The organism is Methylobacterium sp. J-070, assembly GCF_022829385.1.
Lineage (GTDB): Bacteria > Pseudomonadota > Alphaproteobacteria > Rhizobiales > Beijerinckiaceae > Methylobacterium.
This window is the reverse complement of sequence record NZ_JAKSXX010000045.1, coordinates 36,568-56,618: the sequence shown is the minus strand read 5'-3', so window position 1 is coordinate 56,618 and position 20,051 is coordinate 36,568. Positions and strand designations below refer to the sequence as shown.

Sequence of the window (20,051 nt, the reverse complement as noted above, 5' to 3'; positions counted from 1 at the left end):
AGAGACGTCCCATGATCGTCGAGATGCGTGTCTACTACTGCGCCCCGACGCGGCTTCCGGCCCTGCTCGACCGCTTCCGCACGACGACGCTCGACTTCTTCGCCAAGTACGGGATCGAGCAGGTCGGCTTCTGGACGACCCTGGTGGGTCCCGACAACCACGCGCTCACCTACCTGCTGAAATGGGACGACATGGCCCAGCGCGAGGCGCGCTGGAACGCCTTCCAGGCCGATCCCGAATGGATCGCCCGCCGGGCCGAGACCGAGAAGGACCGGCCGATCGTCGCCCGGATCGAGAACACCTTCCTGGCGCCCACGGACTTCTCCGCGCTGCGCTGACGCGGTGCCCGATCGAGGGGACGACAATGCCATGACCCAGCGGACGATCGGCTTCATCGGCCTCGGCATGATGGGGGCGCCCATGTGCCGGCGCCTCGCCGGGGCGGGCCACGCCCTCCGGCTGCTGGACGCCGATGCGGACCGCGCCGGCGCCCTCCGTGCGGAACTGGGCGCCGGCGACCTCACCCGCGCGACGGCGGCGGAGCTGGACCTGCTGATCACGATGCTCCCCGACTCCGCCACCGTCGAGGCGGTGCTGGTGGATCAGAGCTGGATCGACGCCCTGCCCGCCGGGGCGACGGTGATCGACATGAGTTCGTCGGAGCCGGTCCGGTCCCGGGCGCTGGGGGCGCACCTCGCCGGGAAGGGCCTCGGCTACCTCGACGCGCCGGTCTCGGGCGGCGTGCGGCGGGCGGTGGACGGGTCGCTGGCGATCCTCGTGGGCGGCGAGGCGGCGCTCCTCGCGCGCTGGCGGCCGGTGCTGGCCGCGATGGGCACGTCGGTCCTGCATATCGGCCCGGCGGGCGCCGGACACGCCGCCAAGGCGCTGAACAACTTCGTCTCCGCCGCCGGGTTGCTGGCCACCGTCGAGGCCCTGCACGTGGCCGAGCGCTTCGGCATCGCCCCGGAGGCCATGACGGACGTGCTCAACGCCTCGTCCGGGCGGAGCAACACCTCCGAGAACAAGGTCAAGCCGTTCATGCTCAGCGGGACCTTCGCGTCGGGCTTCTCGCTGCGGCTGATGGACAAGGACCTCGGCATCGCCGGCGCCCTGGCGGAGTCGGTGGGCTACCCCCTCGGCTTCGGCCGGCACTGCATCGCGACGTGGCACGCCGTGGCGCGCGGGGCCCCGCCGGCGGCCGACCACACCGAGATGTACCGCCTCTTGGCGAAGGAGCCCTGATCCCGCGACCCCGCGCGTTCCCCCTTCCGGAGACCACCCATGGCTGACGAGAGCGACCTGTTCACCAAGGGCTTCGAGAACCGGAAGGCGGTCCTCGGCGCGGCCCACGTGGAGACATCCTGGGCCGGCGCCGACGCGTTCAACCGGCCGGTCCAGCGGCTGGTGACGGCCTATTGCTGGGGCGAGGTCTGGGGCGACGCGACGCTGCCGTTCAAGACCCGCAGCATGCTCAACATCGCCATGCTGACGGCGCTGAACCAGCACCACGAACTCGCCGTCCACGTCAAAGGCGCGCTGACCAACGGCGTCACGCGGGAGGAGATCCAGGCGGTGCTGCTGCAGGCGCTGGTCTATTGCGGCGCGCCGGCGGCGCTGGCGGCCTTCCGCACCGCCTCCGCGGCGATCGGCGACTGGGACCGGGAGCACGCCGGGGGCGGCTGAGCAGGCTTGGGAACACGAGGAGGATGCGATGCAGATCTTTCACGGCCGGGAGAGCGGCGCGACGTCGGAGAGCCGCGGGCCGACCTTCACCGGCCAGGTCTGGGCCGACCCGGTGATGCCTGCCACGGGGGGCGTCATGATCAACAACGTCTTCTTCACCCCCGGGGCGCGGACCCACTGGCACAGCCACGGGCAGGGGCAGATCCTGCAGGTGACCGCCGGCAAGGGCTGGATCTGCGTCGCGGGCCGGAAGGCGGAGCCGCTGCGGGCGGGGGACACCGTCTGGATCCCCGCCGACGAGCGGCACTGGCACGGGGCTGCGGCCGACAGCTACCTCCTGCACACGGCGATCTCGCTGGGCAAGACCGACTGGCAGGACGCGGTGGTCGAGGCGGACTACGCAGGCGCCACCGCGTGACAGGCCGCGGTCCCGAGCCCGCGGCGCACCGGATCGGTGCGCTCCGGCCGGACACGCTCCGCCGCAAGGTGGAGGACGCCGTCCGCGCGGCGATCACGGCGGGCGTGTACGCGCCCGGCGAACGCCTGATCGAGCGCGCGCTGTGCGCGGATCTCGGCGTCAGCCGCGCCTCCGTCCGGGAGGCGATGCGCCGCCTCGAGGCCGAGAAGCTCGTCCACACCCGGCCCCACAGGGGGCCCGTGGTCGCGGCGATCTCCGTGGACGAGGCGCGCCAGCTCTACGCCCTGCGGGCGGTTCTGGAAGGCTATGCGGCGCAGGCCTTCGCCACGCAGGCGTCGGACGCGGCCGTCGGCGCCTTCGGGCGGGCGGCCGCGCACCTGCGCGAGGCGGCTGGGAGCGGCAGCACCGACCGGGTCCTGCGCGCCAAGACCGCCCTGTACGACATCCTGCTGGGCCATTGCGGGAACGACCTCGTGTCCGAGATCCTCCGCGGCTTCTACGCGCGGATCACGCTCTTGCGCGCGACCTCGCTGATGCACCCGGAGCGCCTCCCGCACAGCCTGGCGGAGATCGACGCCCTGGCGGAGGCCTTTCGACGGCGCGACGCCGAGGCGGCGCAGGCCGCGGCGAGCACCCATGTCCGGAACGCCTGCGCGGTCGCCCTGGAGCAGCTGGCGCGGCGCGACGCGCGATCGCCGCCCGACGCGCCGGGGACGCCCCCGATCCGCCGCGGCAGCCATGCCGGCTGAGCCGGGAGCCCGCGCCCCGGCGGGTCCGCCGGGATCCGCCGGCCGATCCGCCGTCGCGGCCGGTCGCCGCCGGACCACAGGAATGGCCCGATCCGTCAGGCGGCGGCGTGCTTTGGCGCTTGCCGCTCCGGCGGCGACCTGTAATTTCATTCAAAATACGATTCGCGCGCAGACGCAGGATCGACCTGGGAGGATGCCATGAAAGCCCCGTTCCTCGGCACGCTCGCCTGCGCGCTCGCCCTGGTGGCGCCCCTCGCCGGACCGGCCGCCGCCCAGGCGCCGATCGTCATCAAGTTCAGCCACGTCGTCACGACGGACACGCCCAAGGGGCAGGGCGCCGAGCGCTTCAAGCAGCTCGCCGAGGCGCGCACGAAGGGCGCGGTGAAGGTCGAGATCTACCCGAACAGCACGCTCTACAAGGACAAGGAGGAGGTGGAGATGCTCCAGCTCGGCGCCGTGCAGATGCTGGCGCCGTCGACGAGCAAGTTCGGCCCCCTCGGCGTCAAGGAGTTCGAGGCGTTCGACCTCCCCTACATCTTCCCCAACGAGCAGGTGCTGCGGCGCGTCCAGGACGGGCCGATCGGGCAGGGGCTGTTCAAGAAGCTGGAATCCAAGGGCATCAAGGGCCTCGGCTACTGGGACAACGGCTTCAAGATCCTCACGTCGAACAAGCCGATGCACGCGCCGGAGGACGTGAAGGGCCTGAAGTTCCGCATCCAGTCGTCGAAGGTGCTGGAGGCCCAGTTCAAGCAGCTCGGCGCGCTGCCCCAGGTGCTGGCCTTCTCGGAGCTGTACCAGGCGCTCCAGACCGGCGTGGTCGACGGGCAGGAGAACCCGCCCTCGAACGTCACCACGCAGAAGATCAACGAGGTCCAGAAGCACGCCACGCTGACCTATCACGGCTACGTCGGCTACGCGGTGATCGTGAACAAGGGCTTCTGGGACGGCCTGCCCGCCGACATCCGCACCACCCTCGAGGGCGCCATCCAGGAGGCGACCGCCTACGAGCACGAGATCGCCGACAAGCAGAACGAGGCGGCGCTCGCCGACATCCGCGCCACCGGCAAGACCGAGGTCTACACGCCGACCGAGGCCGAGAGCGCGGCGTGGCGCAAGGCGCTCGCGCCGGTCCAGCGCGAGATGGCCTCCCGCGTCGGCAAGGACCTGATCGCCGCCCTCAACAAGGAGGCGGACGGCGCGCCGAACAACTGATCCCGCCGCGCCGGGCCGCCCGACCATGCTGCTGAAGATCCTCGACCGGCTCGAGGAGGTGTTGATCGGCACGCTGATGGCGGCGGCGACGATCATCACCTTCGCCACGGTGGTGCACCGGTTCCTCTCCGGGATCCCCGCCCTGCAGGACTACACCGACCGGATCGATTTCGGCTGGTCGCAGGAACTGTGCATCTACATGTTCATCTGGGTCGCCAAGTTCGGCGCCGCCTACGGGGTGCGCACCGGCATCCATGTCGGCGTCGACGTGCTGGTCAACCGCCTGCCGCCCGGCGCGCGCCGCACCATGATCCTCGTCAGCCTCGCGGCCGGCGCCCTGTTCACCGGCATCGTCGGGTCGCTGGGCGCGAGCTTCGTCTGGCGCATCGGCCACACCGACCAGACCACCCCCGACATGGAGATCCCGGTCTGGATCGTCTACCTGGCGATCCCGCTGGGCTCCTACCTGATGTGCTTCCGCTTCCTGCAGGTGGCGTGGACCTTCCTCCGGACCGGGCACCTGCCGGCCCGCGACCACGCCCATGTCGACGGGGTCGCGACGGTCGAGGGCGTCGACCCGATCCAGCTCGGCCGGGACGGGGGCCCGGCATGAGCGGCCTGATCATCTTCGGGCTCCTCATCGCCCTCATGCTCACCGGCATGCCGATCTCGATCGCGCTGGGCCTGACGGTGCTGACCTTCCTGTTCACCCTGACCCAGGTGCCGATCGAGAGCGTGGCGCTGAAGCTGTTCACCGGGATCGAGAACTTCTCGATCATGGCGATCCCGTTCTTCATCCTCGCCGGCAACTTCCTGGCCCAGGGCGGCGTCGCGCGGCGGATGATCGCCTTCACCACCTCGCTGGTCGGCCACTGGCCCGGCGGCCTGGGGCTTGCGGGCGTCGTCGCCTGCGCGCTGTTCGCGGCCGTGTCGGGATCGAGCGTGGCGACCGTCGTGGCCATCGGCTCGATCATCCTGCCCGCCATGGTGGCCGAGGGCTACCCGAAGCGCTTCGGCGCCGGGATCATCACCACCTCGGGGGCGCTCGGCATCCTGGTCCCGCCCTCGATCATCCTGGTGCTCTACGGGGTGTCGACGAATTCCTCGATCGGCAACCTGTTCCTGGCGGGCGTGATGCCCGGCCTCGTGCTGTCGTTCATGCTCGGCACGGTGACCTTCGTGATCGCCAAACGCCGCGGCTACCCGCGCATGCCGCGGGCCTCCTGGGGCGAGCGCCTGCGGGCGTTCCGGGAGAGCGTCTGGGGCCTGTTCCTGGTCGTGATGGTGATCGGCGGCATCTATGCCGGCGTGTTCACGCCCACCGAGGCGGCGGCGACGGCGGCGGTCTACGCCTTCGTGATCGCGGTGTTCGTCTACCGCGACCTGAAGCTCTCGGACGTGCCGCGCGTGCTGCTCGCCTCGGCCAACATGAGCGCGATGCTGCTCTACATCATCACCAACGCGGTGCTGTTCTCCTTCCTGATGACCTCGGAGAACATCCCGCAGACGATGGCGGCCTGGCTGATCGCGATGAACTTCAGCCCGCTGGTGTTCCTGCTCGTGGTCAACATCATCCTGCTGATCGCCGGCAACGTGATGGAGCCGTCCTCGATCCTGCTGATCATGGCGCCGATCCTGTTCCCGATCGCCGTCAAGCTCGGGATCGACCCGATCCATTTCGGGATCATCATGGCGGTCAACATGGAGGTCGGCCTCTGCCACCCGCCGGTGGGGCTCAACCTCTACGTGGCGAGCGGCATCGCCCATATGGGCATCTCCGAGCTGACCGTCGCGGTGATGCCCTGGCTCCTGACGATGCTGGCCTTCCTGGTCCTCGTCACCTACTGGCCCGCCCTGTCCCTGTGGCTCCCCCGGGCGCTCGGGGCGATGTGAGCCCCGGGCGCCCGCGCCCCGCCGAACCGGAGATGCGTCCTGTCCCGTCCTGACCCGCAGCCGGCCGCCGCGCCGCGCCCCTACGACACCGCCGCCCGGCCGCCGCTGCAGGCGCTCACGGTCATCGACCTGTCGCGCCTGGTCGCCGGCAACATGCTGAGCCTGATGCTCGCCGATTTCGGCGCCGAGGTGGTGAAGGTCGAGCGGCCCGGGCGCGGCGACACCCTGCGGGACTGGAAGGACGGCGGCCAGCCCCTCTACTGGAAGGTCTACGCGCGCAACAAGAAGAGCCTCACCCTCGACTACAAGGCGGCGGCCGGCAGGGAGGTCCTGACCCGGCTCGCCGCGCAGGCCGACGTGCTGATCGAGAGCTTCCGCCCGGGGGTGATGGAGCGTCTCGGCCTCGGTCCCGAGATCCTGCTCGGCGTCAATCCGCGCCTCGTCTACGTCCGCGTCTCGGGCTGGGGCCAGACCGGCCCCTACCGGAACCGGCCCGGCTTCGGCAGCCTGATCGAGGCGATGTCGGGCTTCGCCGCCAAGACGGGCTTCGCCGACAAGCCGCCGATCATGCCCAACATGGCGCTCGCCGACATGGTGGCGGGCCTCCAGGGCGCCTACGCGGTGATGGTCGCCCTGAAGGTCGCGGCCGAGACGGGCCTGGGGCAGGTGGTCGACGTCTCGCTCCTCGAGCCGCTCTTCGCCACCCTCGGCCCGGACGTCGCCATCGCCCGGGTGACCGGGCGGGCGCCCTCGCGCATCGGCAACCGCACCTCGATCTCGGCGCCGCGCAACATCTACCCCACGAAGGACGGCGCCTGGGTCGCCCTCTCGGCCTCGACGCAGGACATGTGCGCGCGGCTGTTCCGGGCGATCGGCCGGCCCGACATGATCGACGATCCGCGGTTCCGCACCAATTCCGACCGCCTGGACCATGCCGACGCGATCGACCGGGTGGTGGGCGGCTTCATCGCCACGATGGATCTGGCCGAGGCGCTCGGCTTCTTCGAGGCGGCCGAGGTGACCGTCGGACCGGTCTACGACGCGGCGCAGATCGTCCACGACCCCCACGTGATCGGGCGCGAGGTCGTGGTCGAGATGGAGGACCGCGACATCGGCGCCCTGCCGATGCACGGCGTCTCGCCGCGCCTGTCCGAGACGCCGGGCGCCATCCGGACGCCCGCGCCGGATCTCGGCCAGCACAACGCCGAGATCCTGGCGCGCGTCGGCTACGACGCGGCGGCCCGGCGCCGGCTCGCCGAGGAGAACGTCACGTGACGGGGACCGGGTTCTGGACCGAGATCGGCACGTTCCTGTTCATCCCGGCCGATGCCGGCCGCATGGTGGCGGGTGCCCATACCCGCGGCGCCGGCGCGGTCATCCTCGACCTGGAGGACGCCATCGCGCCGGCCCGCAAGGATGCCGCCCGGGACGCGCTCGCCGGATCGGTGCGGACCCTCGCCGGGCACGGGCTCACCACCGTGGTGCGGATCAACAACGATCCCGATCGTCTCGTGGACGACATCCGGGCCGCGTCCCTGCCCGGCGTGCACGCCGTCATCCTGCCGAAGGCGGAGGACGCCGCCCTGTGCCAGTTCGTCGACGGGGCCCTGGCGGCCGCCGAGCGGGCCGCCGGCCTCCCCGAACGCGGCATCGGGCTCATCCCGGTGATCGAGCACCCGGCGGCTCTGCGTGCCCTCGACGCCATCGCGGGCGCGACGCCCCGCCTGGTCGGCCTGGGCTTCGGCCCGGAGGATTACGCCTCGGCCATCGGCGCGCAGGCGACCTTCGAGGCCCTGGCGATGCCCGCCCAGGCGGTGGCGATCGCGGCGCGGGGGCGCGGGCTCGCGGCCTTCGGCGTGCCCGGCCCGGTCGGGATCATCGACGACGCGGCCGCCTTCCAGGCGCTGGCCCGCGCGGCGAACGCCTTCGGCTTCACCGGCATCCTCTGCATCCACCCGCGCCAGGTCGTCCTGGCGGACGCGGCGCTCGCGCCCGCGGAGGCGGAGATCCTGCGCGCGCGCCGCATCGTCGAGACCTTCGAGGCGGCGGTCGCCGCGGGGACCGGCGCGGTCGCGGTCGACGGACAGATGATCGACGGGCCGGTGGCGCTCCAGGCGCGGCGGATCCTGGCGCGCGCGGCCAGGATCCACGCCCGGCCGGCGTCGGAGTAGAGGTCCCGGCCGTGTCGCGGGGTCGCGCAGGCGCACCGGATGCCGCCGCCGGCCCAGACAGGCGCCCGCGCGGCGCAGCGAGAGCGGACGACGACTGATTTCGGGACGGGTCCTGTCGACTGAAATCTCGATTTTACGGTTCGATAACCGTGTTCCTGCATCGTCGCATTTGCGCCATGGTGCGAATCCAGCTTGGCACGGCGGCCGACATTGCCGCGAGAGGGCTGAACATTGCCGAGATCGACCCTTCCGGCCCTGATTGCCCTGGCGGCGAGCGCCCTGGCGCTGGTGCCGCTCGGCGGCTGCGTGGGCGCGGCGGGCCCGGTCGCCTACCGGACCGATCCCGGGCAGGGTGTGCGCACCGTGCGCGTCCCGACCGCGCTCACCGCCGCCGACGGCCGGGCGAGCGTCCTGATCCTCGGGGTCCAGTAGGCCCCGCCGCCGGATCGCCGCGCGGGCCCGCTCCCCCCGCCCAACCCCCACCCAAGTTCGACCGACCGGATGCCCTGCCGGCGACGGCTCCCGCGGCGACCCGGCCGCACCCGTTCCGGCGCGGACTGAGGCGGTGCGCGCAGCCTCGACGGCGGGCGTCGCGCGGATCGCTCCGCACGAGGCCCAGACCCGCCCTCAGTACTTCGTGATCAGCGGCTGAGAGACCGCCGCGACCACGGGGGTCGGCTCGAAGACGAAGCGGTAATTGACGCCGACCCGGACGATGTCGCCGATGTTCTGCGTCGTCACGAACGCCTGGTTGGCCAGGGTGCCGAAATTGGCGTACCGCTTGCGGTCGAGCTCGTAATGCAGGTACTCGGCCTTGGCGCTCCAGTTCCGGGTGATCGCGTACTCGAAGCCCGCGCCCACCGTCCAGCCGGTCTCGGACGCCGTCACGTTGGAATTCGGCAGCGGCGGTATGCCGAGGATCAGGGGCTGGCTCGCGAAGTTGTTCTGCTGACGCTCGGCCGTGTCGGCGAAGACGGCGCCGCCCTTGGCGTAGACGAGCGTCCGGTCGAAGGCGTAGCCGACGCGGCCCGTGGCCATGTAGAGGTCGTCGATCCGCGACTGGCAGTTGAATCCGTAGCCGCTGGCGGCCGAGCAGCCGCGCCCGCCCACCGCGTTCGTGAAGCCGGCATCGCCGGCCACGCCGACGACGATGCTGCCGAACTGGTAATCGGCCCCGACCTGGCCGCCGGCATACACCCCCGCGACATGCGGGTCCGCGCGTTCGAACACGTCGATGAAGAACGTCGAGACGTTCTGCTGGGTCTGGCTCCAGAGACCGCCCACCGAGCCCCCGATGCTGAACCCCGTCCAGTTCACGGGACCGTCCAGCACCGGGACGAGGGGCGGCGCGTCGCCCTTGGTGATCAGCGCGCGCGCGGCGGTCTCCGGCGTGAACTGGTAGCGGAGACCGCCGCTCACGCCCCAGCCGTCGACGCGGTCGCCGGTGCGGTAATCGCCGCGGACGTAGCCGAGCCAGCCCGTGTTGAGGATCTGGCCGGCGATGCCCCCCGAGAACTGGCCGTACGTGCCGATGCGGCCGGTCCTCAGCCGTGCGGACGAGTCCAGGATGCCGAGGCCGGGCAGGCCGATGGCGTTCCCGACGGCGCCGAGGCCGGTCGCGATGTCGGTGCGGACCGGGGCGCCGAACTCGTTGATCACGCTCGCCGTCACGAACGGCTGCAGCACGACCCCGTCCATGACGATGTTCTTGCCGAACCGGAGGCTGCCGCGGGCGAGAATGCTGTCGAAATCCTGGATCTTGACGCTCGTCGGGAAGGAGAGGCCCGGATTTCTGGCGATGAACAGGGTGCCGCCGGTCTGCAGCGCATCGACCTTGACCTCCGAGTACACGGCCCCCGCGGACGGCTCCACGAACCAGCCGTCGCTGAGCGGGACCTGATAGCCGATGTTTCCGGTCAGGCTCAGGCTCCGCGCGTCCAGGCGCTGATTGTACAGGGTGTTGCTCGGATCGTTGAGCAGGCCCTGGAAGAAGTCCCAGCGGACCTGGCCGTCCGCGAAGAAATTGCCCTTGGTGACCGCGCCGTAGAGGCCCACGAAGGGGGTCTGGAAGTCCGCCCGGAAGCCCGACGAGCGGACGGTGGACTCGGTGTAGCCCGCCGTGACACCGCCGTGGATGTTGAAGCCGTCGACGTTGAGGCGCGCGACGTCGGCGCCCGTCTGAAAGCCCGAGAAGTCCTGGAAGGTGCGCACGTTGCACGCGCCGGCGGCGGACGCGCCGAACACGCTGGGACTGGCCGAATAGGCTCCGGGGATGCGCGTGTCGAAGGTGCCGCCGAGGCCGCGCACCCAGACGCCGCCGCCGTTGAGGTTCTCCGCCGGGTTGGCCGGCGCGCCGATGAAGCCCGAGGTCTGGGTCAGCGAGGCGGTGTTCTGGGTCGTCAGGACGCCGACGAGCGACTGGACGCTCGAACCCACGGACGAGATCGGCAGGGTCGGGTTGACGCCTCCGAGGAGGCTGACACCGGACGCGGTGGGCGACGCGCATTGGGCGTGCGCCGCCGAGGCGGCCATCACCGACACCATCGCGGTGCCGCAGCACAGCCAGCGCAACCGGCGGGCGGGTGTCACGGACCGTGCTGGCGCCGGTCGGATCTCGCTCTTGTTCATCAGTAGCTCGCCCCAGGAAGACAGCTGATCGCGGCACATTCCAAGGCGCCATCACTTCAATCAGCGGCCGTATATTGCTTAGCTTTGCTGCGCTGACAAACCTCGTCCGCACCGGGTCTGCGCTTTGAAAGCCAAGCGTGGCATTGCGGCAACGGATTGCCGAAACGTTAAGGATTCGCGCGATGACATCCGCCAATCGACCTGAGCGAATATCGCCAAGTGCAACTTCGAAAATTGGCTTACGTATTCGCTGCCCGACGCGGCGATCGGATGCTTTGATCGGTCCTCGCGAACCTGTTTTACGCCTCCGGAATCGTCCCGCCGCGCCTGTCCTCCAGGATCGCGAGGCCGACGGGCGGCGCGACGGGTGACGTTGTTGCGACGGGGCACGGGAGATCTGCGCGACCTCGACGCACCGCGTCGATCACGGCGCGGGTCTCCGGCGGCCGGCCCGATCGGCGGCGCAGCTTGCGCCGTCATCCGCCTCGATTCGCTCTATCCGCGTCCCTTCGATGAGCGGTGGAATATATCCGAATAGAATTCGATAATATTCGAACAATCCTACCAGATCATTCAGGCAATCGACGCTTCCGAATGCTGAAGAGGGCCGCCGCTTGCGGGAGGCGCGCGGTCGATTCCCGCGCCGACCCGGGGCGGCGGAGACCGGGATCCCTTGCGCGTCGGGGACGGAGGGCGGCTTGGCGGAAGCGGATGTCCGCCGAGGAAGCCGCTTTTGAGTAATGATCGCTCATACTTAGCTCTTGAACAGTTCGGCCTACCCACATGAAGACCCATGTGGATGCGACGGCTGCGGACGAAAGGAGGCGAAGGACAGCGAAGAGCCACCCGCACAAAATGCGCGGGTGGCCGTAACGGGAATCACCGCATCGGCAGCAGCCGCTCCCGAAAGCCGGCGCGCTGGCCGAAGCTGTCGGCCACCACGACCCGGGCGCGGGCTCGGACGATCGCCTCATCGGCGAGCCGGTCCAGCATCTCGGCCCGGCCGTACTCGGCCAGGGCGAGGCGCAGGTTGGCGAAGGCCAGCCAGGAGTAGATCAGGCGCATAGCGGGTGCCTCCGCCAATGCTCGCGCAGTTCGTCCATGGCGTCCTCGGCGAATGCGTCGAACGTCAGGGCGTAGCGCAGCCGCAGGAGGATAGCGGGGAGCGTCGTCATGGGCTCGTCCTCGAACGGCTCGTACAGAGACACGAGCCTGTCGTTGACGGCATCTGCTGGCTCTCGCGCGGCGAGGTACGCGCCCCACTCCGGAAGCTTTTCCGCTAGTTGCCACCGGGGAATCGGAAACCGCTCTGCCGCTCGCTCCCAGGCCTCGTAGTAGGAGCGCACGGGCGCCCAGAGGCGATCGTATTCGTCCAACAGTTGAACGAGCTGCGGACCGATTGCGATGAATCGGGACTCTTGGCCCGGCAGGTGGGACAAAGCAGCGACCGCCGGCACGGATGCCAGCGGGGCGGCGAGGATGGCGCCTAGGGCGGCGCGGCGGGTAGAGGCCGTCATGGCTGACCTCCCGCGGCTCGAAACGCCTCGCTCCAACGCGCTTCTAGGCGCTGACCCAATGCGTGGATCGGTGCCGCGATGACGTGAAGCGTGCCGGCATCGAGCGAATTCGGAGACGCGGCGAGCTGGTACAGCAACTCGCCCCAGCGTCCGACGTCAGCGATGTCGGTCTCCATGTCGCTGATGATGGAGTAGACGGGATCCGGCTTCATGCGCGCGCCTCCTGATCCTTGCGAGCGCGCATCGCCTCGGCGTCACGGAGAGCCTTGTGGGCGCGTGAGGCAACCTGCGGATCATAGCCGTGCATCCTCCGGGTGATATCGTCCGGCTGCGGATCGTGCGGCTCGTCCTGAATGTCGCCGCCGTGCTCGTTCTCCTCCTCGGGCTCCTCGCCAGCGTCCCGTTCGCCGTCCGTGCAGCTGCTGCGGCCCCAATAGGTCTGGTCGTCCCAGTCGTAGCGCTGGCGTGCCTTTGCCAAGGCGGCGCCCGGCTCGCACAAGGCCAGGACTTCGGTGGCCCCTAAGCTCGGTTCGGCCTCGGGATCCGGGTCGAGCGCATCTAATAAGGCCAGGTCCGCCTCGATCCGGTCCGCGATCCGGCGGCGCAGCTCGCGGACGCGCTGGCGGTCGGGGCCGTCCTCCTCGACGAAGTAGCGGATCAGCCCCTCGCGGATGGCCTCGATCGCGGCATCGGCGGGCGGCAGCGGCTCGGCCGCACGCATCGCGCGAAGGGCCATGGTGACGGGGCCCGGCTGCCGGCCGAGCCCTGTGCCTAATAAGGGCTGCGGGCTGCCAACTGGGCGTAATAAGGGCGTGCGTGTGCTATGGGCGTGAGTAGCCATTTCGATCCTCGCTCGATCGTGGTGGTCAGGGCCGTGAGCGAGGGTTCCAGCCTTGCTCCGGCCCGCCTTTTCTGTCATTAGAAAAGCATGGCGTCAATACCTAATGACAGAAAATCGCGAGGGCGCCCCAAGGTGGGCGCAACGCACGTTGGCGTTCGCATCCCGCCGGACCAGCTGCAGCCCTTAGACGCCTGGATTGAGGCGCAGCCTGAGCCTAAGCCGACGCGTCCGGAAGCGATCCGCTACGTCCTCGCGGACTGGCTTTCCAGCAATGGCTATGAGCCGCTCCATAGGGAGGGAAAGCAACGTCATGACTAAGTGGGACGCTTCATTGCCATCCATCGCTTCGGCTGCCGCGCTCGGGGCTTCTCAGAAGGAGTTGGAAGAAGCGTTAAAACACGCGACCCAATTCCTTGATACGCTTCCGTTCAAAGGCTTAAAAGCCTCCAAATCACAAGCGTTATCGTGGCCTCGGATTGGTATCGTAGATAAAGATGGATTGCCCGTTCGTGGAATTCCAGTAGAGATCAAGGAAGCTACTAGCCTTGTCGCGGGTTTTATATTAGCCAAAATTCCCTTTGGCCCATCTTCTCTTGCGCATGTTTTTGTTTTAATCGGGCATCTAATCGACCAGCCAGATCGTATCGCTCGGGAGAGCGTAACTTGGCACTAGGATTGTAGCATTGATTTTGTCTCAGCATTTTACTGAGTTGCGGCTTGCGACGCCTCACGTCTATTATTTAGAATTCGACGTTACGCCATCGAATTTGCCGTGGTTTGACAAGAATGCGGAGTTGTCGTGTTTGCCTCTTAGGAAGCGCCACGCTACAAATCGGTCGGCTATCGACGCAAAGTTTCTGGCGCGAAGGGGCTATTGATGATTCGGCCCAGGGCAATCATTAGAAATAGAGAATTAATATATAACAGTTTCTTTTTAGTCGCGGCAGACGAAACCGTCGTTGTGATGCCGTTTGACGACGATCAAGAGTACAAATTTAGATTTACCGTGCGAATTGATCCCAATGATCGCGTTCGTAATGTAGTGGAAACTGCCGCCGACGACATAGCGGACATAGTTCATTACAGACCCGAGAAACTAGTATTGGCAACCGCCTCACGTCGCAAAGAAACATTCGCGTATGATTCTACTTACAGATATTATCTGACATATTCGGTTATATACTGCAGATCATCTATAGGGACGCTATATCAGGTCAACTATAGTATCCTCAGAGAGCCTGTTTGATGGCAGGCTCGACGAGAAAGACATCAACGCCCTTGCGTTCCGTCGACTCCTTCTCCGAGGGCGAAGCAGAAGATGTGGTTCGCAAACTAAATGCCGCGAGCTTTGATCGGAGCTCCCGGCCGCCGCCAGATGACCCGATTGATCGCAAGCTCGACGCAAAGCGCGTCAACGAGTGCGTTAAACACTTTAACGCCTTCAGTAATACTTTAGCCGCGGGCATCCTAGCTGCAGCGGCAATCGTGCCGTTCATAAGAGACGCCAACGCGGATCTGGACGCAAACGCTGCCCAGTGGTGTGTCATCGCGCTGGGGTTCCATATATTCCCCTACGTCTTAAATTTCCTTGTCATGCAATCGGAGGAGTAGGCCATGACACCCACTATGCTCCTATGGTGCGCCCTCGGATTCACGATCGTCGGTGGTGGAAGCTTTTTCGCCGTGCTGACGCGACGGTTCAATCAGAAGCACCCGATAGCGAAGCGTCCAGCGCCGGGTCGGGAGCATCGCGCTACCGGCGGCTGATCCAGGCCCCCTCGACACCGCCATCCCGGCGGCTATCCTGCCGGGATGATCCTGGTCCTACCTCTCGCCGGCATCGTCAGCTTCGGCTTCGGAGCGTGGGCCCTACGGAACCCGTCATCAAGTATGGACGTCGTGTTCGCCGCTGTGTGCCTCATCGGCGGCGTGCTGATGTACGGTCTGCACTCGGTGCTGGACCGGCAGCAACGGATCCTCGACCGGCTGAAAGCAGCTACGCCCGGCCAGCCGGCTCAGCCGCCAATAGCCGAGCCTCGCTGAACTCGTCCGCGACAGCGCCAAAGTGCGTCACCAGGCGGTCGAGCTCGTCCACCGATAGGCCCTCACGAACGCAGATATCTTCGATGATCGGCATCACCGGGATGTCAGCCTGGGGCCGCGCGGGATCGTAGAGCGCGACGAAGCGCTCGGCGATTTCCTCCGCCATGTCGCGCAACTCCGCCTCGGATCGGACTGACGGCGCCGGCTTTCGGGACCAGGGCCACCTCACGGCGCGGTCACTCCCGTGCTGAACGTGTTGCTACCCTTGTAGAGGCTGACGGCGCCATTACCGGACGTTCCGCTTCCGATCGAGGCGGCCGCACCCTTCGCTGCATTCAGCGTCGCCATAAGCTTCTCGGCCCGGCCCTGAGCCGCGTCGATCGCGCTGTAGTCGAGCTGCAGCTTCACGTTCTGGTCGAGGGTGTCGATCACCTTCTGCGAATTGGTCTGCATCTCCTTCAGCCGCTGCTCGACCGCGCCGAACTGCGCCTTCGGATCCTGAAGCATCCGGGGCAGGCCGCTCGACGGGCCGCCCGGTAGCGTCGGGATGTTCGGAGCGGCGGACATCGCTCGGCCGCGCCGCGTCTCCCGTTCCACCTCGGCGCTGGCCTCCTGCTTGTCCTGGATGACGCGCACGGCGCGCTCGATCAGCTTGTTCTGATCGCCCTTGGTGAGGCCGGCCGTGACCGGGAAGGCCGCGGCCGCCGCACCGCGCGTGATGGCCCGGCCAGCGGTGTCCAGCGCGCTCGCCTGCGGTCCTACCTTCGCGCCCTCGACCGCCGCCTCCGCGCCGCCGGCCTTGGCCGCCTCGCCACCGAGGCCGAGAACCTTCCTCGCGCCGCTGATGAACTTGTAGATGCCCCAACCGCCGACTGCGGCGGCCGCTCCAGCCTCGCCCACGCCAACCGCCTGCGCGGTCGCGGGATCATTCGACAGCTTCTTGTTGAAGTCGCCGATCGCCTCGGTGATCGAGGCAAGCCCCTTGGTGGCGCTGGCTACGTTCTCGCTCTGCGTCACGCCGAGGAAGTTCTTGATCTGCGCCACCAGCCCCTCGAAGCCGATGTAGGGGTCGCCGCGGGTCTGCCCCTTGGCGCCTTCAAGCCCGGTCGAACCCTTATAGGTCTTAATGTTGCGGGCGACCTGATCACGCTGAGTGATCATTTTCGTGAAAAGGTTTTCCGTGATGGCCGAGGAGAAGATCCTGGCCATATACGCTTGAACCGCCTTGTCGTCGTTGATATCGACACCCTTACGTTGCAGGGCGGGCATCATATCTTCAGTCGCGTACTTGTGCGGGTTCTCCTGATACTTTGCTGCGTTCTTGAGCTTGCCTTTCTTGTCGAGCAGTCCAAGCTCACCGAGGGCAGCAGTCGATTTCTTGGTTCGGCGGCCGGAGATGAGGGACGCGATACCAGCCGCGATCTGTGTGCCGAACCGGGCGCCGCCTTCCGACTGCATGAAGGTCGGAGCTACCGCAGCCATGAACTCGTCGGACAGGTTGCCGCCGCCGGCTTTCGACATCTTCGCGAACTGCTTGTATTCGCGAAGTGGAAGCTGGCCGCCCTCGACCTGAACCGCCTTGATTGCATTGTTGAGGTTGGTGCGGAACTTGCCGACGTCCTCGGTATCGCCGCGGATATCCTCGCCCTTGAGGAAGTCCTGCAGCTCGTTGTCGGCCGCCTCCTTGCCCTTCGCGGCCTGGAGCATCACGCGGGCCTTCACCAAGTCCGGTAGCGCCTCCATGGCCTTGTCGAAGTTCGGGAACATGTTGCGGGCGTCGCGGCCCATGCTGCGGATCGTGGTGGCGTCGACACTGGGGAACTCGGCGCTGAGCTCCATCGCCCGCTTGTCGAGCGCCGCGATCTGCGCCGCCTCCATGCCGGCGTTACGTTCGCGGTTGCTCTCCTGGAGGACGTTGGCACCCTGTGCGACCGCGTACTGCGAGCCGCGGGCGGCACCGGCGCCGAGCACACCGCCGCCGATGGCCTCGCCAATCGGATGACGCTCGCCATACGGGACGCGCGACATCTGTCCGACGCGGTTCCGAGGCACCCCGCGCCGGCCGGCCTCGCGCTCGACCGCCTTCATCTCGCGCTTGTACCGGCGCAGAGCCTCCAGCTCGCCGCTGATCCACGAGCGACCGGACGTGCGCGGCCCGTGGCTGAGCGCCGCCTGCGCCTTCGCGGCATCGCGATAGGCGTCGGCCAAGCGCTTCACCGTCGAGACCTGCTGCTTCACGCCCTTGTCGGCCCGGCCCATGTCGCCGCCGGATGCGAGTTTCTTCTGAGCCTGCACGGCGTCTCGGAGGCCGCGGGCCAGCCTGCCGGGCCCGTCGAAGCGGCCGCGTGCACCATCCGCCAAGCCCTTCAAGGCCTTACGGAATTCGGCCAAGACCTTTACTGCCTTTTTGGCGTCGTCGATGCCTTTTGTTTGTAGCGAAATTCTACCAATGAGCTCTTCGACAATCACGACTGGCCTCCATTGTTCTCGACAACTGGCTCAGCCTGCGCTCGCTGCTGTAAGGCGCGCGATCTAAGCATCAACGGATCAATGCCGGCTGGCATCGTGTCACCGAAGTTCACCGCCGCGCCGAAGAACGCGCATTCGAGGATGGACATCAGGTCCAGATCTTCGGGGAAGGGGCTTCCGTCCGCCGGCCGAGCGAGGCGCGCCAGGTCCATCGTGAGCGGATGCACTTTCGCGGGATCCATCTCCCGCGCGAATTCGAAAAACGCATGGATCAGCGCGACCTCATCTTCGCCGGTCGCGATGGCGATGAAGAGGTTCTGTGCAGGCCGCAGCGTTGATGCGCACCGGAGAAAGAGGCCAAGCGCGTCTTCTCCCTTCATCATCTCGCAGATGAACTGGATGCCGCCGATTTCGCGCTGTGCAGTCATGGCGTGTGTTCAATCCATTTCGTAGGAGCCAAGCGACCACGACAGGTCGAGGCGCGTGCCGCCTTCGTTGCGGATGCCGACCGGTTCGATGATGACGTCGGGCTCGATCTGGCCTCGGCCGGACAGCTCCGTGAGCGCCCAGACCAAGGCGTCGAGGCGGTCGGGGCTGTAGCCGGCCCTGCGGCGGTCGAAGTCGCTCGTGAAGCTGCAGCACTGGTCTTCGAGCTGCCGGAACTCGCCGACGTGATGCACGCGGCCTTGTTCGTAGAGCGCTGCCACCGGCTCGGCCCGGACCGCCTTGCCGCGGCTGGCGTGGACCTTCCGGACCGGTGCGTTCGGGTCGACGTTGCGGATGGTGGATTCCACCATGTCGCCGCCTTGGTTGACCTCGCAGACGATGCGGTCGGCCTTGAAGGCTCGGTATAGCGCGACGGCGCGCTGGCCCCAGGCGTCGGGCGTGAGCACGTCGGAGCGGTCGGCCAGGACGTAGAAATGCCCGTCCGCGTCCACGCCCGCCACCACGAGGCCGGTCAGGTTCGACTTCTCCCGGGAGCTGACAGCCGGATCGACCGCCACGACGACGCGCTTCATGTCGGGCTCGGCCTCGACCGGCAGCCGCGTCCTGTCGATATCCTCAAGGCGCCACAGCGCGCCGGGCGTGTCGGTCAGGACCTCGCCCTCAAGCTCCTGGCGGCCGAGGCGCGTGCCGCCGTACTGGTCATAGAGCTTCCGCACGCGCCGGGGCGCGAGGTTCTTGATGTTGTCCGCGGTCTTCCCACGCGTCACGATCACGTCGACGTAATGGCTCTTCGTGTCCTCATCGTAGATCACCACACCTTCCCGGCTCAGCAGGTCGCGGATGACCGGGATCGGGCGCGGCGTCGTGGTGATGAGCGCCTGCGGCTGCCGGCCGAGGCGCAAGCCCATCTCGCACTGCTCCCAGACCTTGTGCGCATCCGGCCACGCGGCGAGCTCGTCTGCCCACAGCGCGCCGTGCTGTGGGCCGCGGAGGCGGTCCGGCTCCTCCGCCGAGAATGCGGTGGCGACGCAGCCGTTCGGCCAGGTCAAGCGCCGCAGCGCCGGCTGATAGTCTGGCCGCGCGTGCTTCGGCGCGATCGCCATGATGCCGCTGGCGCCCTCGATCATGACATCGCGCGCATCTGGCGCCGTCGGGGCCACAAGGCCGATGCGCGAGACACTCCCCGACATCGCCCGTTCCTGCACCCACTCGGCACCCATTCTCGTTTTTCCGTAGCCGCGACCCGCCAAGACCAGCCACGTCGCCCAGTCGCCCGGCGGATGGATCTGCTCCGGTCGGGCTTTCGACCGCCAGTCGGTCTCCAGCGCATCGGCAAGTTCGAGGGCGAGGGCCGCGAGGCTGGTCATGCCGCGTGCTCCAGGATGCCGGCCCCGCCGTCGGCGACTGCTTGGAGCCGCGCCACAACCCGGGCCTTGAGCTCAGGGGCCTCCCGCAATTCCTCCATGAGGATCATGCGCAGCGCCGTCACCTCAGGCAAGACCATGACGTTTTGCTGTATTCGGATGGTGTCAGCGCCGAGTTGGTGAACGGCACGGCCGATCTGCTCGGAGTACTTTGCCAGCTGCGCCGAGATCTGGGCGGCAACGCCGTCGTTGCCGGCTTCCAGGTTGCGGTCAAAGATGAAGGTCAGCTTCGCATGGTGCGCGCGGAGATTCTTCAGCCAGCCGTCCGACGTCTCGGCATAGAGCGCCTTCAGCTCTTCGGGTGAGACTTTCCAGTCGGCGGCGATGAGCGCCCGGAAAAGCTCAGGCTGATCGCGGCGCATGCGCTGCCGGTGGCGGCAGAGCGTCACGCTGTCGATTCCGTACCGCCTCTCAAGCTTCAGCAGCGAAACGTTGGCGGCCAACGCAGCCTCGATCTCGGGCCGCTGGGGGTGCTTGTCGACAAGCGTCGAAGTGTTGCGAATCTTGCCCATGTCGCGTCCGTGAGAGGGTGGTCCGCCGGGGCGGAGGAACACCC

The 20,051-nt window shown here is 67.7% G+C and carries 23 protein-coding genes; 13 read left to right on the top strand and 10 right to left on the bottom strand.

The genetic code is table 11. The annotated features are described in order from the left end of the window. The first annotated feature begins 11 nt into the window (after window positions 1-11). The 11 genes from MKL01_RS02340 to MKL01_RS02290 all read left to right on the top strand — a co-directional run bounded on the left by MKL01_RS02340 (window position 12) and on the right by MKL01_RS02290 (window position 8,558). On the top strand, window positions 12-338 hold the full coding sequence (locus tag MKL01_RS02340) for an NIPSNAP family protein (protein WP_243903625.1): 327 nt from the start codon (window positions 12-14) through the stop codon (window positions 336-338). A gap of 31 nt (window positions 339-369) precedes the next feature. Further along, on the top strand, window positions 370-1,242 hold the full coding sequence (locus tag MKL01_RS02335) for an NAD(P)-dependent oxidoreductase (protein WP_243903624.1): 873 nt from the start codon (window positions 370-372) through the stop codon (window positions 1,240-1,242). A 39-nt stretch (window positions 1,243-1,281) separates the two neighbouring features. Continuing rightward, window positions 1,282-1,683, top strand: a complete 402-nt coding sequence (locus MKL01_RS02330) for a carboxymuconolactone decarboxylase family protein (RefSeq protein WP_243903623.1) — start codon at window positions 1,282-1,284, stop codon at window positions 1,681-1,683. Window positions 1,684-1,711: 28 nt separating this feature from the next. Continuing rightward, window positions 1,712-2,101, top strand: coding sequence for a cupin domain-containing protein (locus tag MKL01_RS02325; protein WP_243903622.1), 390 nt, complete (start codon window positions 1,712-1,714; stop codon window positions 2,099-2,101). After that, the gene (locus MKL01_RS02320) at window positions 2,098-2,850 is read left to right on the top strand and encodes a GntR family transcriptional regulator (protein ID WP_243903621.1); all 753 of its coding nucleotides are present in this window, start codon (window positions 2,098-2,100) and stop codon (window positions 2,848-2,850) included. The genes MKL01_RS02325 and MKL01_RS02320 overlap by 4 nt, the downstream gene beginning before the upstream one ends. Before the next feature lie 198 nt (window positions 2,851-3,048). Beyond that, complete coding sequence (locus MKL01_RS02315; RefSeq protein ID WP_243903620.1) at window positions 3,049-4,062, top strand: TRAP transporter substrate-binding protein; 1,014 nt, start codon at window positions 3,049-3,051, stop codon at window positions 4,060-4,062. Between the two features lie 25 nt (window positions 4,063-4,087). Then, window positions 4,088-4,675: a TRAP transporter small permease gene (locus MKL01_RS02310; RefSeq protein ID WP_243903619.1), complete on the top strand. Its 588-nt coding sequence runs from the start codon at window positions 4,088-4,090 to the stop codon at window positions 4,673-4,675. Then, window positions 4,672-5,955 (top strand): TRAP transporter large permease, encoded by a 1,284-nt coding sequence (locus MKL01_RS02305; protein ID WP_243903618.1) that lies wholly within the window; start codon window positions 4,672-4,674, stop codon window positions 5,953-5,955. Before MKL01_RS02310 ends, MKL01_RS02305 begins: the two co-directional genes overlap by 4 nt. Window positions 5,956-5,994: 39 nt before the next feature. Continuing rightward, window positions 5,995-7,230, top strand: a complete 1,236-nt coding sequence (locus MKL01_RS02300; protein ID WP_279604355.1) for a CoA transferase — start codon at window positions 5,995-5,997, stop codon at window positions 7,228-7,230. Continuing rightward, the gene (locus MKL01_RS02295; RefSeq protein WP_243903616.1) at window positions 7,227-8,126 is read left to right on the top strand and encodes an HpcH/HpaI aldolase/citrate lyase family protein; all 900 of its coding nucleotides are present in this window, start codon (window positions 7,227-7,229) and stop codon (window positions 8,124-8,126) included. Before MKL01_RS02300 ends, MKL01_RS02295 begins: the two co-directional genes overlap by 4 nt. Window positions 8,127-8,357: 231 nt before the next feature. Further along, complete coding sequence (locus MKL01_RS02290; RefSeq protein ID WP_243903615.1) at window positions 8,358-8,558, top strand: hypothetical protein; 201 nt, start codon at window positions 8,358-8,360, stop codon at window positions 8,556-8,558. A 195-nt stretch (window positions 8,559-8,753) separates the two neighbouring features. Here MKL01_RS02290 and MKL01_RS02285 read toward each other — a convergent pair whose 3' ends face one another. The 5 genes from MKL01_RS02285 to MKL01_RS02265 all read right to left on the bottom strand — a co-directional run bounded on the left by MKL01_RS02285 (window position 8,754) and on the right by MKL01_RS02265 (window position 13,007). Further along, window positions 8,754-10,754 carry an autotransporter domain-containing protein gene (locus MKL01_RS02285; protein WP_243903614.1) on the bottom strand — a complete coding sequence of 667 codons (2,001 nt, stop codon included), beginning with the start codon at window positions 10,752-10,754 and terminating at the stop codon, window positions 8,754-8,756. A gap of 879 nt (window positions 10,755-11,633) precedes the next feature. Then, entirely contained in the window at window positions 11,634-11,819 is a 186-nt protein-coding gene (locus MKL01_RS02280; RefSeq protein WP_243903613.1) for a hypothetical protein, read from the bottom strand. Next, entirely contained in the window at window positions 11,810-12,271 is a 462-nt protein-coding gene (locus MKL01_RS02275) for a hypothetical protein (RefSeq protein ID WP_243903612.1), read from the bottom strand. Before MKL01_RS02275 ends, MKL01_RS02280 begins: the two co-directional genes overlap by 10 nt. Then, the gene (locus MKL01_RS02270) at window positions 12,268-12,483 is read right to left on the bottom strand and encodes a hypothetical protein (protein WP_243903611.1); all 216 of its coding nucleotides are present in this window, start codon (window positions 12,481-12,483) and stop codon (window positions 12,268-12,270) included. Before MKL01_RS02270 ends, MKL01_RS02275 begins: the two co-directional genes overlap by 4 nt. Then, window positions 12,480-13,007 carry a hypothetical protein gene (locus MKL01_RS02265; protein WP_243903610.1) on the bottom strand — a complete coding sequence of 176 codons (528 nt, stop codon included), beginning with the start codon at window positions 13,005-13,007 and terminating at the stop codon, window positions 12,480-12,482. Before MKL01_RS02265 ends, MKL01_RS02270 begins: the two co-directional genes overlap by 4 nt. Before the next feature lie 415 nt (window positions 13,008-13,422). Between MKL01_RS02265 and MKL01_RS02260 the strand changes: the two genes are divergently transcribed. Together MKL01_RS02260 and MKL01_RS02255 are read left to right on the top strand one after the other, a co-directional pair. Next, complete coding sequence (locus MKL01_RS02260; RefSeq protein WP_243903609.1) at window positions 13,423-13,785, top strand: DnaT-like ssDNA-binding protein; 363 nt, start codon at window positions 13,423-13,425, stop codon at window positions 13,783-13,785. A 572-nt stretch (window positions 13,786-14,357) separates the two neighbouring features. Continuing rightward, a complete protein-coding gene (locus MKL01_RS02255; protein ID WP_243903608.1) occupies window positions 14,358-14,723 on the top strand; it encodes a hypothetical protein in 366 nt (121 codons plus the stop codon). A gap of 385 nt (window positions 14,724-15,108) precedes the next feature. Here the strand turns inward: MKL01_RS02255 and MKL01_RS02250 are convergent, their stop codons facing one another. The 5 genes from MKL01_RS02250 to MKL01_RS02230 are packed head-to-tail and all read right to left on the bottom strand — an operon-like array spanning window position 15,109 to window position 20,007. Next, window positions 15,109-15,321 (bottom strand): hypothetical protein, encoded by a 213-nt coding sequence (locus MKL01_RS02250; RefSeq protein ID WP_243903607.1) that lies wholly within the window; start codon window positions 15,319-15,321, stop codon window positions 15,109-15,111. Window positions 15,322-15,380: 59 nt separating this feature from the next. Then, a complete protein-coding gene (locus MKL01_RS02245; RefSeq protein ID WP_243903606.1) occupies window positions 15,381-17,624 on the bottom strand; it encodes a hypothetical protein in 2,244 nt (747 codons plus the stop codon). Next, the gene (locus tag MKL01_RS02240) at window positions 17,621-18,052 is read right to left on the bottom strand and encodes a hypothetical protein (protein ID WP_243903605.1); all 432 of its coding nucleotides are present in this window, start codon (window positions 18,050-18,052) and stop codon (window positions 17,621-17,623) included. The genes MKL01_RS02245 and MKL01_RS02240 overlap by 4 nt, the downstream gene beginning before the upstream one ends. 9 nt (window positions 18,053-18,061) lie before the next feature. Continuing rightward, complete coding sequence (locus MKL01_RS02235) at window positions 18,062-19,438, bottom strand: DNA-packaging protein (protein ID WP_243903604.1); 1,377 nt, start codon at window positions 19,436-19,438, stop codon at window positions 18,062-18,064. Continuing rightward, complete coding sequence (locus MKL01_RS02230; protein ID WP_243903603.1) at window positions 19,435-20,007, bottom strand: hypothetical protein; 573 nt, start codon at window positions 20,005-20,007, stop codon at window positions 19,435-19,437. Before MKL01_RS02230 ends, MKL01_RS02235 begins: the two co-directional genes overlap by 4 nt. Window positions 20,008-20,051 lie beyond the last annotated feature (44 nt).

Coding starts and splice junctions, on each gene's coding strand:
- MKL01_RS02235 (WP_243903604.1), bottom strand. CDS start 19,438: ATGACCAGCCTCGCGGCCCTCGCCCTCGAACTTGCCGATGCGCTGGAG.
- MKL01_RS02335 (WP_243903624.1), top strand. CDS start 370: ATGACCCAGCGGACGATCGGCTTCATCGGCCTCGGCATGATGGGGGCG.
- MKL01_RS02315 (WP_243903620.1), top strand. CDS start 3,049: ATGAAAGCCCCGTTCCTCGGCACGCTCGCCTGCGCGCTCGCCCTGGTG.
- MKL01_RS02325 (WP_243903622.1), top strand. CDS start 1,712: ATGCAGATCTTTCACGGCCGGGAGAGCGGCGCGACGTCGGAGAGCCGC.
- MKL01_RS02280 (WP_243903613.1), bottom strand. CDS start 11,819: ATGCGCCTGATCTACTCCTGGCTGGCCTTCGCCAACCTGCGCCTCGCC.
- MKL01_RS02255 (WP_243903608.1), top strand. CDS start 14,358: ATGGCAGGCTCGACGAGAAAGACATCAACGCCCTTGCGTTCCGTCGAC.
- MKL01_RS02230 (WP_243903603.1), bottom strand. CDS start 20,007: ATGGGCAAGATTCGCAACACTTCGACGCTTGTCGACAAGCACCCCCAG.
- MKL01_RS02340 (WP_243903625.1), top strand. CDS start 12: ATGATCGTCGAGATGCGTGTCTACTACTGCGCCCCGACGCGGCTTCCG.
- MKL01_RS02240 (WP_243903605.1), bottom strand. CDS start 18,052: ATGACTGCACAGCGCGAAATCGGCGGCATCCAGTTCATCTGCGAGATG.
- MKL01_RS02285 (WP_243903614.1), bottom strand. CDS start 10,754: ATGAACAAGAGCGAGATCCGACCGGCGCCAGCACGGTCCGTGACACCC.
- MKL01_RS02275 (WP_243903612.1), bottom strand. CDS start 12,271: ATGACGGCCTCTACCCGCCGCGCCGCCCTAGGCGCCATCCTCGCCGCC.
- MKL01_RS02310 (WP_243903619.1), top strand. CDS start 4,088: ATGCTGCTGAAGATCCTCGACCGGCTCGAGGAGGTGTTGATCGGCACG.
- MKL01_RS02265 (WP_243903610.1), bottom strand. CDS start 13,007: ATGGCCCTTCGCGCGATGCGTGCGGCCGAGCCGCTGCCGCCCGCCGAT.
- MKL01_RS02260 (WP_243903609.1), top strand. CDS start 13,423: ATGACTAAGTGGGACGCTTCATTGCCATCCATCGCTTCGGCTGCCGCG.
- MKL01_RS02305 (WP_243903618.1), top strand. CDS start 4,672: ATGAGCGGCCTGATCATCTTCGGGCTCCTCATCGCCCTCATGCTCACC.
- MKL01_RS02270 (WP_243903611.1), bottom strand. CDS start 12,483: ATGAAGCCGGATCCCGTCTACTCCATCATCAGCGACATGGAGACCGAC.
- MKL01_RS02330 (WP_243903623.1), top strand. CDS start 1,282: ATGGCTGACGAGAGCGACCTGTTCACCAAGGGCTTCGAGAACCGGAAG.
- MKL01_RS02250 (WP_243903607.1), bottom strand. CDS start 15,321: ATGGCGGAGGAAATCGCCGAGCGCTTCGTCGCGCTCTACGATCCCGCG.